We start from the raw sequence: 13,192 nt of genomic DNA, 5'->3' as shown, positions 1-13,192 counted from the left end.
TCGGCAACGCGGTTGTTACGCTCGATCAGGCGATCGGAACCGCCTTCGGCAACGCGGTTGTTACGCTCGATCAGGCGATCGGAGCCGCCTTCGGCAACGCGGTTGTTACGCTCGATCAGGCGATCGGAACCGCCTTCGGCAACGCGGTTGTTACGTTCGATCAGGCGATCGGAACCGCCTTCGGCGACGCGGTTGTTACGCTCGATCAGGCGATCGGAACCGCCTTCGGCGACGCGGTTGTTACGCTCGATCAGGCGATCGGAGCCGCCTTCGGCGACGCGGTTGTTACGCTCGATCAAACGATCGGAGCCACCTTCTGCCAGGGTGTTCAGCGGTTGCGAAACAGTGGCGGCGCTGGAGCGCGACTCGGCGTTCAGGTGTTGTTCCTCGGCCGGCAGGGCGAAGGCGTTGGCGGCAAGGGCAGACAGGGCAAGGCTCAGCAGCAGGTGGCGTTTCATGATCTCGGTGCTCCTCTGGGGGGCTGGGAAAGTGGGTACGAGGCCAATGCTACGCTTGGTAACTCCAGAGAGAAGTTCATACGGATAATGGTAACAATCGACGGCATTGATACAGCGAAAGAAGGCTCTGGCTCGAGGCTTTCAGGGCCTTGAGGAAACGTGTGGGCCTGGCAATGGTCCGGTGACAGCCGACCAAAAGCTGAGAAAGGCGCCAGGAAAATCTCCGTTATCATCGCCATCGATAAAACCCAGCGGGTTTTCATCAGTCCGAAATACTATGTGCCCCGTCGCACCCGCTTTGTGCTATGCAGTCAGGAGAATCACGCAATGACGCGTCCCATCCGAATCCTCACCTGGATCCTCACCAGCCTGTTGACCCTGCTGGCGATACTGGTGGTGGTGATCGCCACATTCGACTGGAACCGCGTCAAGCCGCTGCTCAACGAGAAGGTGTCCGAAGCCCTGCACAGGCCATTCGCGATCAATGGCAACCTTGCCGTGCAGTGGCGCCGCGAACCCGAGGAAGGCGGCTGGCGGGCCTGGGTGCCCTGGCCGCATTTCGTTGCCGAGGACCTCACCCTGGGCAACCCCGACTGGCTCGAGGAGCCACGCATGGTCGGCCTGGAGCGCGTGGCCTTCCGCCTGGCGCCGGTGCCGCTGGTGTTCCAGCAGATCGTCATTCCACGCATCGACCTCACCAAGCCGACCGCGAGCCTCACTCGCCTGGCCGACGGCCGCGCCAACTGGACCTTCGATTTCGGGCCCAAGGACGAGAACGCCGAGCCATCCAACTGGGTGTTGGACATTGGCGCCATCGGCTTCGATCAAGGCAACGTGCGTTTCGACGACCAGACCCTCAAGACCCGCATGAAGGTGCAGATCGACCCCTTGGGCAAGCCGATCCCGTTCAGCGAGATCGTCGGCAAGGCCAGCGCCGAGAAGGCCGGTGGCGCCCAGGACTACGCCTTCGGCCTGAAGGCCCAGGGCACCTACAAGGGCCAGGCCGTGTCCGGCACCGGCAAGATCGGTGGCCTGCTGGCCTTGCAGGACGCCAGCCAGCCATTCCCGCTGCAGGCCGATGCACGCATCGGTGATACCCGGGTGGCGCTCGCTGGCACCCTGACCGATCCGCGCAACCTCGGCGCGCTGGACCTGCGTCTGCGCTTGTCCGGCAGCAGCCTGGGCAACCTCTACCCGCTGACCGGCGTGACCCTGCCCGATACCCCGGCCTATGCCACCGATGGCCACCTGATTGCCAACCTGCACGAGCCCGAGGGTGCGCGGTTCCGCTATGAAGGCTTCAACGGCAAGATCGGCAACAGCGATATCCATGGCGACCTGGCCTTCGTCGCCAGCAAGCCACGGCCCAGGCTCTCCGGCACGCTGGTGTCCAACCAGCTGCTGTTCAAGGACCTGGCGCCGCTGATCGGCGCTGACTCCAACGCCGAGCAGAAGGCCCGCGGCGGGGCGAGCAAGCAGCCAGCAGGCAAGGTGCTGCCGGTGGAGGAATTTCGTACCGAGCGCTGGCGGGCCATGGATGCCGACGTCACCTTCAGCGGCAAGCGCATCGTTCACAGTGAGCAACTGCCGTTCAAGGACCTGTCTGCCCATGTGGTCCTGGAGGATGGCGTGCTGCGCCTGGAGCCCCTGCGTTTTGGCGTGGCCGGCGGCAACCTGAATTCGAACATCCGCCTGGATGGCCGCAGCGTGCCGCTGCAGGGCAGGGCACGGTTGTCGGCCCGTGGCTTCAAGCTCAAGCAATTGTTCCCGACCTTCGCACCGATGCAGACCAGCTTCGGCGAGCTCAACGGTGATGCCGACCTGAGTGGGCGCGGCAATTCGGTGGCGGCCTTGCTGGGCACCTCGAACGGTGACCTGAGCCTGCTGATCAACGACGGGGCCATCAGCCGCAGCCTGATGGAGATCGCCGGGCTCAACGTGGGCAATTATGTGTTGGGCAAGCTGTTCGGCGACGAGGAAGTGAAGATCAACTGCGCGGCGGCCGATGTCGGCATCAAGGATGGCCTGGCGACTACGCGGCTGTTCGTCTTCGACACCGAGAACGCGATCATCTATGTCAACGGCACGGCGAATTTCGCCAGTGAACAGCTGGACCTGAAGATCACGCCTGAGTCCAAGGGGGTGCGGCTGTTCTCGCTGCGTTCGCCGCTTTATGTGCGCGGCACCTTCGCCAACCCGCGCGCCGGAGTGCAAGCAGTACCGCTGGCGTTGCGTGGGGCGGGGATGGTTGCCCTGGGCGTGGCCATCGGGCCGGCGGCGGGGCTGCTGGCGTTGATCGCGCCCAGTGGGGATGTGCCCAACCAGTGCACGCCATTGCTCGAGCGGATGAAGGCGGGCAAAGCGCCGGCTGCGGTGAAGGGCAGGAAATAGTGCAAGAGGGCCACTTGCGGCCCTTTTCGCGGCACAAGGCCGCGCCTACAGGTCCTGCACGGTGTCTGTAGGAGCGGCCTTGTGCCGCGAAAGGGCTGCAAAGCAGCCCCAGCGATCTACAACCCTTTCAGTAGGTCCGCCATGTCGTCGGCATGCTCTTCTTCCTGGGCCAAGATCTCTTCGAAGATGCGCCGCGTGGTCGGGTCCTTCTCGCCGATGTACTGGATGATCTCGCGGTAGCTGTCGATGGCGATGCGCTCGGCCACCAGGTCTTCCAGCACCATTTCCTTCAAAGAATTACCCGCCACGTACTGGGCGTGGGCGTTCTGGCTCAGGTTGTCCGGGTTGAAGTCCGGTTCGCCACCGAGCTGAACGATGCGCTCGGCCAGCTTGTCGGCGTGCTCGGCTTCCTGGTTGGCATGTTCGAGAAATTCGTCGGCCGCTACGCTGGCCTTGATGCCGCTGGCCATGAAGTAGTGGCGCTTGTAGCGCAGGGTGCACACCAGCTCCGTGGCCAGGGCCTCGTTGAGCAGGCGCAGGATCTTGTCGCGGTCGGCACTGTAGCCTTCGGTCACGGCGCCTTGCTCGACGTGTTGCCGCGCTCGCTCGCGCAGGGTCTGCACGTCGGTCAGTTCAGTCGTGTTCATGGTCATCTCCGAAAGGATCAGGTGGGTCACGGTCAATCAGGGAGGGCTCAGGCGCCGGGGACGGCCTCGCGGTCCTCTTCTCGTTGCTTGCAGGTCTTGAAGCCCTTGGCGTCGACATGACCGGTGGCATCGAAGCGCACGTAGTACGGCTGCTGGTGGCCGTCACGGTTGAGAATGTAGTCATTGCAGGTGCCGCCATTGGGCAGGTCGGTGGCGCTCGAAGGGCTGCCGCCGATGGCGATGACCTTCTGCATGGTCATGCCGTTTTCCACCTGCTTGACCAGCGGCTCGTCCCGGTAGGTCACGTAGTCCACCGGGTTTTCCGGGTGGCTGCCGCAGCCGGCCAGGGCCGCGCTGGTCAAAAGAATTGCCAGGGTCTGCTTGTACATGGTCCCGCTCCTTGCTCAGGGGTCTGTTCTGGTTTGGAACCGCACCGCACGCCAGGAGTTCGATTGCGATGGCCAGACCCTACGCGGTAGTGTTGGGCGCATCGCCCAGGAGAGGGGAGGGAGCCATGAACCAGGCGTTGGCCACGCGCTACCCGTTGGTGCTGGTACCGGGCATGCTCGGTTTCGTGCGGGTGCTGCTCTACCCCTACTGGTTCGGCATCGTGCCAGCGCTGCGCCGGGGCGGTGCGCAGGTGTTCCCTGTGCAGGTCTCGCCGCTGCATTGCAGCGAGCTGCGTGGCGAGCAGTTGTTGGCGATCATCGAGGATATCTGCCGGCGTACCGGTGCCGAGCGGGTCAACCTGATCGGCCATAGCCAGGGCGCCTTGAGCGCCCGCTACGCCGCGGCCCAGCGCCCCGACCGGGTGGCCTCGGTGACTTCGGTGGCGGGCCCCAACCAGGGGTCGGAGCTGGCCGACTACCTTGAGCGCAAGGCGCCAGGCGATTCACCCCAGGGGCGGCTGCTCAAGGCGGCCTTGCATGCCCTGGCCGTGTTGCTGGTGTGGCTGGAGACCGGCTGGCGCCGCGACCCGCTGCCCATCGATGTGCACGCCTCGCACCAGTCCTTCACCACGGCCGGGGTCGCCCGCTTCAACCAGGCGTATCCACAGGGCTTGCCGACGACCTGGGGCGGCGAAGGCGCCTATGAGGTCGATGGCGTGCGCTATTACTCCTGGTCTGGGACCTTGCAGCCCGGGCGCACCGACCAGGGGCGCAACCGCTTCGATGGTAGCAACCGCTTCTGCCGCCTGTTCGCCCGTACCTTCGTACGGGAGCGGGGCCAGTGCGATGGCATGGTCGGGCGTTACAGCTCGCACCTTGGCCAGGTGATCGGCGACGACTATCCATTGGACCACCTGGACATCGTCAACCAGTCCCTCGGCGCCGTAGGCAAGGGTGCCGACCCGGTGCGCTTGTTCGCCGAGCATGCCGCAAGGCTCAAGGCCGCGGGGCTGTAGTGACCTTGCGCAGCGGCGTGGTCCAGCGCTCGGCAAGCAGCACGCCCAGCAGCGTCAGCACGCCGCCGTACAGGTGGTAGCTGGCCAGGTGCTCGTCCAGCACCAGGGCGGCGATCACCGCAGTGACCACCGGCAGCAGGTTGAAGAACAGCGTGGTACGGCTCGGGCCCAGACGATGCACGGCCTGCATCCACACCCGGGGGGCGACCATCGAAGCGAGGACGCAGGCATACAGCACCAGGCCGATGTTGTGCGCGCTCAGGCCGGTCTTCGGTGACAGCACGAACAACGGCAGCAGCACGATGACCGCCACCAGCACCTGCAAGTACAGCAGTTGCATCGCGGGCACGCGCAGTTGCCATTTCTTCAGCAGGAAGCTGTACAGCGCATAAGCGAAGGTGGCCACCAGCATCATCAGGTCGCCGCTGTTCAGGCCTTGGTGCAGCAGCGCTGCGGGTTGGCCTGCCGAGACCACTTCCAGTACGCCGAAGAACGACACCAGGGCACCGAACAGCGCACCGAAGGTCAGCCGCTGGCCCAGCCAGGCGATGGCCAGGGCCAGCGACATCAACGGCATCAGCGAGAGAATGATGCCCATGTTGGTGGCACTGGTGATGCCGGCGGCGAAGTAGGCCAGGCTCTGGTACAGGGCCATGCCCAACACGCCAAGGACGAAGATCTTGCCCAGGTGCGGGGCGATGGCCGCGCGGTTGCGCCAGACCTGAGGCAAGAGGAACGGGGTGAACAGCAGGCCGGCCAGCAACCAGCGGTAGAAGCCGATTTCCGCAGGGTAGATAGCGCCTGCGGACATCTTGGTGACCACGGTATTGCCGGCCCAGATGAGGATCGCAAGCAGGGGGAACAGGTAATTCATGTGGCGGTGGATCTCTTGGTGTCGCGAGGTTTTGGGGCTGCTGCGAAAGGGGCACGCGGCGGCGCCGACTGGCAGTCATTATCCCTTGTCTGTCCATATGCCTATACTTGCAAACGGACAATTCACCCCACGAAGCAGCCAACATGGCCCGCAAATACCTCGACATCCCGACCTTCGATCAGCTCCCGGCCCCGGTGTACTTCCGCTATGACGAGTTCAGCGCCGACACCCACAGCGCCCCGCACCGTCATCCCTGGGGCCAGCTCAACTATGCTGCCCACGGCGTCATGCACCTGGATGTCGAGGGACAGCGCTTCGTCTCGCCGCCGCATTATGCCGTGTGGGTACCGCCGGGCATCGAGCATGGTTGCTACAACCCCCAGGCCATCGTCTATCGCTCGGTCTATCTAGACCGGGAATTGTGCCAGGGCTTGCCGACGGCCCCTTGTAGCCTGGTCATCAGCGACATCCTCAAGGCCATCCTCGGCGACTTCGCCCAGCGCGACCTCAAGGTGGCGCGGGACGAGCGCGACCAGCGCCTGGTCCAGGTACTGCTCGACCAACTGCACTTGGCGCCGACTCAGCGCTGCTACCTGCCCTTCGCCCGCAGCGAGGGCCTGCGCCAGGTGCTCGACGCCCTGCATGCCGAGCCCGGGGACAACCGCCCGCTGGCCGACTGGGCCAGCCAGGTATTCGTCAGCGAACGGACCCTGGCGCGCCAGTTTCTGCGTGAGTTGGGGATCAGCTTCGGCGAGTGGCGCCTGCGCCTGCGGTTCCTGCGTGCGATCGAGGCGCTGGAGGCGGGCTTGCCGATTCAGGCCATCGCCTTTGACCTCGGCTACAGCACTGCCTCGGCGTTCATCGCCATGTTCCAGCGCCAGGCCCATTGCACGCCGGAGCAGTACCGGCGGCGGGCGCGCATGGGCTGATCAGGGAGTGACAAAATTTGTCTACACTCTGCTCGACGACCGCGCACACAGCGTGGAGACAAGGAGACCGCTTCATGAAGATGCTGCACGTACCATTGCTGGTATTGGGTGTGATGATCAGCGGGCAGGGATTCGCCGCCACTGCGCAGCAAGAAAAAATGAAGACCTGCAACGCCGAAGCTACCGCGCAAACCCTCAAGGGTGACGAGCGCAAGGCGTTCATGAGCAAATGCCTGAAGACCACCCAGCAGGAGAAGATGAAGACCTGTAACGCCGATGCCACCACCAAGGCCCTCAAGGGCGATGAGCGCAAGGCTTTCATGAGCGACTGCCTCAAGAAGAAGTGACCTGCGCCTATGTTTGTACGGCGAAGGCTGGCAGACTGCGGTTCTCTCCCGTTGTCTGCCGTTGAGGCTGTATGACCTTCACCCCCCGCCAGGTCACCCTGGCCAGCTGGATCATCGTGTTTGCCGGCCTGCTGCTGGCGTTGCCCCTGAAACTGTTACCCAGCCTGTTGGCCGGCCTGCTGGTGTTCGAGCTGGTCAACATGCTCACCCCCCGGTTGCAACCGGTCATTGCTGGGCAGCGTGCGCGCTGGCTGGCCGTGGCCCTGCTCGGCACCCTGGTGGTCAGCACCCTGACACTGCTGATCGCGGGTGCCTTCAGCTTCCTGCTGCACGAGGCGGAAAACCCCGGCGCTTCGCTGGACAAGTTCATGGGCCTCGTCGAGCGCGCCCGCAGCCAATTGCCGCCGTTCATCGAAGGCTACCTGCCGGCCAGCGCCGCCGAGTTCAAGGTGGCCATCGGCGACTGGCTCAAGAGCCACCTAGGCGAGCTGCAGTTGGTGGGCAAGGGCATGGCGCACATGTTCGTCACCTTGCTGATCGGCATGATCCTGGGTGCCATCGTCGCCCTGCAGCGTATCCCCGACATCTCCCGGCGCAAGCCATTGGCCGCGGCGCTGTTCGAGCGCCTGAGCCTGTTGGTGCAGGCGTTTCGCAACATCGTTTTCGCGCAGATCAAGATTTCTTTGCTCAACACCTTCTTCACCGGGATCTTCCTGGCCGTGGTGTTCCCACTGTTCGGCGTTCACCTGCCGCTGACCAAGACCCTGATCGTGCTGACCTTCCTGCTGGGGCTGCTGCCGGTGATCGGCAACCTGATGTCCAACACGCTGATCACCATCGTCGGTTTGTCGCTGTCGATCTGGGTGGCGGTGGCAGCGCTGGGCTACCTGATCGTGATCCACAAGGTCGAGTATTTCCTCAACGCGAGGATCGTCGGCGGGCAGATCAGTGCCAAGTCGTGGGAGCTGTTGCTGGCGATGCTGGTGTTCGAGGCGGCGTTCGGGTTGCCAGGGGTGGTGGCGGGGCCGATCTACTATGCCTACCTCAAAAGCGAGCTGAAGCGGGCGGAGTTGGTCTGAGTGATGGCTGGGGCCGCTTTGCGGCCCTTTCGCGTCTGTAGGAGCGGCCTTGTGCCGCGAAAGGGCGGCGCAGCAGCCCCAACAACATCAGGCTACGCCGTAGCGCTTGCGCGCCTCGATCGCCAAGCCGCTGCCGATGCTGCCGAAGATATTGCCTTCGACATGGCGGGCATTGGGCAGCATCGCTGCCACGCTGTTGCGCAGTGCCGGGATACCGCTGGAGCCGCCGGTGAAGAACACAGTGTCCACTTGCCCCTCGCTCACGCCGGCCTTGTTCAGCAGTTCGCTGACGCTACCGCGCACCCGCTCCAGCAGCCCCTCGATGGCCTCCTCGAACAGCGCACGGGTCAGGTCCACGGCCAGCGCCGGCTCGATGCGGCCCAGGTCGATACGCCGGCTTTCGTGCTCGGTCAGCTCGATCTTGCTCGCTTCCACTTCCATGGCCAGCCAGTGCCCGGCACGTTCCTCGATCAGCTTGAACAGCCGATCTATCCCCAAGGTGTCCTCGATGTCGTAGCGCATGCTGCCCAGGGCCAGTTGCGATTTCTGCGAATACAGCGAGTTGATGGTGTGCCAGGTCGCCAGGTTGAGGTGGTAGCTGGTGGGCATCAAGGCCTGGCTCTTCATTCGGCTGCCATAGCCGAACAACGGCATCACGCCTTGCAGGCTCAGTTGCTTGTCGAAGTCGGTACCGCCGATGTGCACGCCGCCCGTGGCGAGGATGTCGCTCTGGCGCTCGGCTAGCAAATGGCGCTCCGGCGACAGGCGGATCAGGGTGAAGTCGGAGGTACCACCGCCGATGTCGACGATCAGTACCAGCTCTTCGCGGCTGATGCCAGACTCGTAGTCGAAGGCTGCGGCGATCGGCTCGTACTGGAACGAGACCTCCTTGAAACCGATCTTGCGGGCCACCTCGGCCAGGGTGTCCTCGGCCTCCTGGTCGGCTGCCGGGTCTTCGTCGACGAAGAATACCGGGCGGCCCAGTACCACTTCGTCGAAGCTACGGCCGGCGCTGGCCTCGGCGCGCTTCTTCAACTCGCCGATGAACATGCCCAGCAGGTCCTTGAACGGCAGGGCGGTACCCAGCACGCTGGTATCATGCTTGATCAACTTGGACCCAAGCAGGCTCTTGAGCGAACGCATCAGGCGCCCTTCGTAGCCCTCCAGGTATTCGTGCAGGGCCAGGCGGCCGTAGACCGGGCGACGCTCCTCGATGTTGAAGAAGACCACCGAGGGCAGGGTGATCTTGCCGTCTTCCAGGGCGATCAGCGATTCCACGCCGGGGCGGTGCCAGCCGACCGTGGAATTGGAGGTGCCGAAGTCGATGCCACAGGCACGGGCCGGGGATACGTCAGACATGGGGAGCAGCTTCCGGAGGCAAAACGGCCGCGCAGTTTATGCCAGTGGCCAGCTAAATCAAGACCGGTCGTCTGCTCTGCAGCAACCCCAGGCGAACCTTGAAAGGCTATGCTTGACCCCAATCTTCAGAAACATCGTAAAAATTTCCAACGGTGATGCCTTAGATGGACTTCAAAGACTATTACAAGATACTCGGCGTGGAGCCGACGGCGGATGACAAGGCGATCAAGGCCGCCTACCGCAAGCTCGCGCGCAAGTATCACCCCGACGTCAGCAAGGAGCGCGACGCCGAGGAAAAATTCAAGGAGGCCAACGAGGCCTACGAAGTGCTGGGCGACCCCCAGAAACGCGCTGAGTTCGACGAGATTCGCAAGTACGGCGGCCAGCACGGCAGGCCGTTCCAGGCGCCGCCGGGCTGGGAAAGCCGTGGCGGCGGCGGTGGTTTCGAAGGCGGAGACTTCTCCGATTTCTTCAGTTCGATCTTCGGCGCCCGGGGCGGCAATCCGTTCGGTCGTGGTCAGCAGCGCAGCGCGGGCAGGCGAGGGCAGGACGTGGAGCTGGAACTGGCGATCTTCCTCGAAGAAACCCTGAGCAAGGAATCCAAGCAGATCAGTTTCCAGGTCCCGCAGACCAACGCGGCCGGGCAGCGTACCGGGTTCACCACCAAGACCCTCAACGTCAAGATTCCTGCCGGGGTAACCGATGGCGAGCGCATCCGCCTCAAGGGCCAGGGCGCCCCGGGTATCGGTGGCGGGGCCAATGGCGACCTGTTCCTGACCATCCGCATGGCACCGCACCCGCTATTCGATGTCGAAGGGCATGACCTGATCATCACCGTGCCCCTGGCGCCATGGGAAGCGGCCCTGGGGGCCAAGGTGGCGGTGCCGACGCTGACCGGCAAGATCAACCTGACCATCCGCCCCGACAGCCAGAGCGGCCAGCGCCTGCGGGTCAAGGGCATGGGCCTGGCGAACAAGCAGGGCGAGCGTGGCGATCTCTACGCCCAGCTCAAGGTGGTGATGCCCACCCAGTCGGACGCCACCACGCGCGAACTCTGGGCCAAGCTCTCCGAGAAGGCCGCGTTCAATCCGAGGACACAATGGAGTAGTTGATCATGAGCAGCACCCTGATCGTTCAACTGGACATGCGAACCCTCTGCCAGGAAGCCGACATCACGGCTGACTGCGTGATCGAAATCGTCGAGCACGGCATCGTTGAACCCTCGGGGCGAACGCCGGAGGACTGGTTGTTCGACGATCAGGCGCCGTTGCTGGCCAAGCGGGCGGTGAAGCTGCACCAGGAACTGGAGCTGGAATGGGAGGGCGTGGCCCTGGCCTTGGAGCTATTGGACGAGGTGCAGCAACTGCGCAGCGAGAACAGCATGCTGCGCCAGCGGTTGGGGCGCTTCATTCATATGTGAAGGGGCTTTCCAAGCCCTTCGGCTGCGTTGTCATGCAGAAAACCATTGGGTTAGCGCTGCCCCCCTGTAGGAGCGGGCTTGTCCCGCGATCGGGCCATCCTTCAGTCCCTTGGCTCGGCCCCTGGGTCAAGCATCAGCTGCATGAAGGTCAGGTCCAGCCAGCGGCCGAACTTCACCCCCACCTGCGGCATCTGCCCGGTCACCACGAAGCCCAGCCGCTCGTGCAGGCGGATCGAAGCCGCATTGCCGCTTTCGATCGCCGCGACCATCACATGCTTGCGGCACGCCCGCGCTCGTGCGATCAGGGCCTCGAGCAGCATCAGGCCCAGGCCCTTGCCGCGTTGGTCGCTGCGCACGTAGACCGAATGCTCGATCGTGTGGCGAAACCCTTCGAATGGCCGCCAGTCACCGAACGAGGCGTAGCCCAGCACGCCGCTGTCATCCACCGCCACCAGGATCGGGTAGCCCTGTTCGGCCCGCGCGGCGAACCAGGCCAGACGGTTGGCCAGGTCCACCGGCGCTTCGTTCCAGATCGCCAGGGTGTTGCGCACGGCGTCGTTGTAGATGTCGAGGATGCCGGGGACGTCTTCGGGTTGGGCTTCGCGGATTTCATGGCGCATGGTGGCGGCTCGCAAGGGGCTGTGCGGGTTGGGGCAGCTTCAGCTGTCCTGGTTGCCACGCACGGCGGTGCGTGGGTGACGTTTGCTCCGCACCATCTGGTAGGTCGCGGCCAGGATCACGAACCACAGCGGCGTGACGACCAGCGCAGCGCGGGTATCGGCCTCCAGGCTCAGCAACACCAGGATGAAGGCGAAGAACACCAGGCATACATAGCACATCAGGCGCCCGCCAGGCATCTTGTAGGTCGAGGCCTGGTGCAGCGCGTCGCGGTGTTTACGGTAGGTCAGGTACGACAGCAGGATCAGCGTCCAGACGAACATGAACAGCAGCGCCGAGACCGTGGTGACCAGGGTGAAGGCCTCGACCAGGTCGGGGATCACGTAGATCAGCACGGCCCCGAGCAGCAGGCAGGTGCAGGAGAAGTACAGGCCGTTGGCCGGCACGGCCCGCCGCGACAGCTTCTCGAAGGCCTTGGGCGCGTCGCCTTCCTGGGACAGGCCGTAGAGCATGCGGCTGGTGGAGAACACGCCGCTGTTGGCCGAGGACGCCGCCGAAGTCAGCACCACGAAGTTGATGATGCTCGCCGCCGCTGGCAGGCCGGCCAGGACGAACAGTTCAACGAACGGGCTCTTGCCTGGTACCACGTCGCGCCATGGGGTGACGGCCATGATGGCGATCAGCGCGAGCACGTAGAACACGATGATGCGCACCGGGATGGAGTTGATTGCCCGTGGCAGGGTGCGTTCGGGGTTCTTCGCCTCGGCGGCGGTGGTGCCTACCAGCTCGATACCGACGAAGGCGAACACGGCGATCTGGAAACCTGCGAAGAAGCCCATCAGGCCGTTGGGGAACATGCCGCCGTCGTTCCACAGGTTGGCCAGCTGCGCCGTGCGCCCGGCAGGTGACTCGAAGCCGGTGATCACCATGTACAGGCCTGTCGCGACTAGGCCCAGGATGGCGACGATCTTGATCATGGCGAACCAGAATTCGATCTCGCCGAACATCTTCACAGTGATCAGGTTCAGCGACAGCAATACCGCCACGCAGGTGAGCGCGGGTATCCACTGGGGCAGGTCGGGGAACCAGAACTGCGAATAGGCGGCGATGGCGATCACGTCGGCGATGCCGGTGATGACCCAGCAGAACCAGTAGGTCCAGCCGGTGAAATAGCCGGCCCAGGGGCCGAGCAGGTCGGCGGAGAAATCGATGAACGACTTGTAGTTGAGGTTCGACAGCAACAGTTCGCCCATGGCGCGCATGACGAAGAACAGCATGAAGCCGATGATCATGTAGACGAAGATGATCGACGGGCCCGCCAGGCTGATGGTCTTGCCCGAACCCATGAACAGGCCGGTGCCGATGGCGCCACCGATGGCGATCAACTGGATATGGCGGTTGGTGAGGTTGCGTTGCAGATGGGTATCGTCTGCCGGTGTGGAGGAGGTCCGGGTCATGGGCTGCATTCCATTGAGGGTCGGTCTTCTTGTGGGAAAGCTAGGTAGGCTAACACGCGCGTCCCAATCACGGATGTGGCAGATCGGCACGACCTTGGTGGCACGGCGCGATGCTCGACATGACGGGCGTCAATGGTTGCATGGGGGTGGCCTCATCGCCGGCAAGCCGGCTCCCACAGGGGCGCACCCACCCTTGTGGGAGCCGGCT

General features: G+C 64.0%; 14 protein-coding genes. 7 read left to right on the top strand and 7 right to left on the bottom strand.

Annotation, left to right across the window (positions count from 1 at the left end; translation table 11 throughout):
* Nucleotides 1–458: phage infection protein (locus IRZ56_RS22565; protein ID WP_196146972.1), on the bottom strand; the 458-nt coding region annotated here is incomplete at its 3' end.
* Between the two features lie 327 nt (nucleotides 459–785).
* Here IRZ56_RS22565 and IRZ56_RS22560 point away from each other — a divergent pair.
* On the top strand, nucleotides 786–2,849 hold the full coding sequence (locus IRZ56_RS22560) for an AsmA family protein (RefSeq protein WP_196146971.1): 2,064 nt from the start codon (nucleotides 786–788) through the stop codon (nucleotides 2,847–2,849).
* 116 nt (nucleotides 2,850–2,965) lie between these two features.
* Here the strand turns inward: IRZ56_RS22560 and IRZ56_RS22555 are convergent, their stop codons facing one another.
* Nucleotides 2,966–3,496, bottom strand: coding sequence for a ferritin-like domain-containing protein (locus IRZ56_RS22555; protein WP_196146970.1), 531 nt, complete (start codon nucleotides 3,494–3,496; stop codon nucleotides 2,966–2,968).
* A 47-nt stretch (nucleotides 3,497–3,543) separates the two neighbouring features.
* The gene (osmE, locus tag IRZ56_RS22550) at nucleotides 3,544–3,885 is read right to left on the bottom strand and encodes an osmotically-inducible lipoprotein OsmE (RefSeq protein ID WP_084854257.1); all 342 of its coding nucleotides are present in this window, start codon (nucleotides 3,883–3,885) and stop codon (nucleotides 3,544–3,546) included.
* Nucleotides 3,886–4,010: 125 nt separating this feature from the next.
* Here osmE and IRZ56_RS22545 point away from each other — a divergent pair, with 125 nt between their 5' ends.
* Nucleotides 4,011–4,901, top strand: coding sequence for an esterase/lipase family protein (locus IRZ56_RS22545; RefSeq protein WP_196146969.1), 891 nt, complete (start codon nucleotides 4,011–4,013; stop codon nucleotides 4,899–4,901).
* On the opposite strand, the gene IRZ56_RS22540 is transcribed toward IRZ56_RS22545, so the two are convergent.
* Nucleotides 4,882–5,775 (bottom strand): DMT family transporter, encoded by an 894-nt coding sequence (locus IRZ56_RS22540; protein WP_196146968.1) that lies wholly within the window; start codon nucleotides 5,773–5,775, stop codon nucleotides 4,882–4,884. The genes IRZ56_RS22545 and IRZ56_RS22540 overlap by 20 nt on opposite strands.
* Before the next feature lie 143 nt (nucleotides 5,776–5,918).
* On the opposite strand from IRZ56_RS22540, the gene IRZ56_RS22535 reads away from it, so the two are divergent.
* The 3 genes from IRZ56_RS22535 (at nucleotide 5,919) to IRZ56_RS22525 (ending at nucleotide 8,130) form a co-directional block, all read left to right on the top strand.
* A complete protein-coding gene (locus IRZ56_RS22535) occupies nucleotides 5,919–6,704 on the top strand; it encodes an AraC family transcriptional regulator (protein WP_196146967.1) in 786 nt (261 codons plus the stop codon).
* A gap of 74 nt (nucleotides 6,705–6,778) precedes the next feature.
* Complete coding sequence (locus tag IRZ56_RS22530) at nucleotides 6,779–7,051, top strand: PsiF family protein (RefSeq protein ID WP_196146966.1); 273 nt, start codon at nucleotides 6,779–6,781, stop codon at nucleotides 7,049–7,051.
* Between the two features lie 71 nt (nucleotides 7,052–7,122).
* The gene (locus IRZ56_RS22525) at nucleotides 7,123–8,130 is read left to right on the top strand and encodes an AI-2E family transporter (RefSeq protein WP_084854268.1); all 1,008 of its coding nucleotides are present in this window, start codon (nucleotides 7,123–7,125) and stop codon (nucleotides 8,128–8,130) included.
* 87 nt (nucleotides 8,131–8,217) lie between these two features.
* On the opposite strand, the gene IRZ56_RS22520 is transcribed toward IRZ56_RS22525, so the two are convergent.
* Entirely contained in the window at nucleotides 8,218–9,489 is a 1,272-nt protein-coding gene (locus IRZ56_RS22520; RefSeq protein WP_196146965.1) for an Hsp70 family protein, read from the bottom strand.
* Between the two features lie 164 nt (nucleotides 9,490–9,653).
* Here IRZ56_RS22520 and cbpA point away from each other — a divergent pair, with 164 nt between their 5' ends.
* Nucleotides 9,654–10,601: a curved DNA-binding protein gene (cbpA, locus tag IRZ56_RS22515; RefSeq protein WP_196146964.1), complete on the top strand. Its 948-nt coding sequence runs from the start codon at nucleotides 9,654–9,656 to the stop codon at nucleotides 10,599–10,601.
* A 2-nt stretch (nucleotides 10,602–10,603) separates the two neighbouring features.
* Nucleotides 10,604–10,909: a chaperone modulator CbpM gene (locus IRZ56_RS22510; RefSeq protein WP_196146963.1), complete on the top strand. Its 306-nt coding sequence runs from the start codon at nucleotides 10,604–10,606 to the stop codon at nucleotides 10,907–10,909.
* Between the two features lie 101 nt (nucleotides 10,910–11,010).
* On the opposite strand, the gene IRZ56_RS22505 is transcribed toward IRZ56_RS22510, so the two are convergent.
* Both IRZ56_RS22505 and cycA read right to left on the bottom strand, forming a co-directional pair.
* Entirely contained in the window at nucleotides 11,011–11,529 is a 519-nt protein-coding gene (locus IRZ56_RS22505) for a GNAT family N-acetyltransferase (protein ID WP_196146962.1), read from the bottom strand.
* 39 nt (nucleotides 11,530–11,568) lie between these two features.
* The gene (gene cycA / locus IRZ56_RS22500) at nucleotides 11,569–12,984 is read right to left on the bottom strand and encodes a D-serine/D-alanine/glycine transporter (protein WP_196146961.1); all 1,416 of its coding nucleotides are present in this window, start codon (nucleotides 12,982–12,984) and stop codon (nucleotides 11,569–11,571) included.
* Nucleotides 12,985–13,192 lie beyond the last annotated feature (208 nt).

It is taken from the genome of Pseudomonas guariconensis (genome assembly GCF_015680235.1).
Classification (GTDB): Bacteria; Pseudomonadota; Gammaproteobacteria; order Pseudomonadales; family Pseudomonadaceae; genus Aquipseudomonas; species Aquipseudomonas guariconensis_A.
The sequence above is the reverse complement of the archived record's forward strand: the minus strand, read 5'-3'. Positions and strand labels throughout refer to the sequence as shown.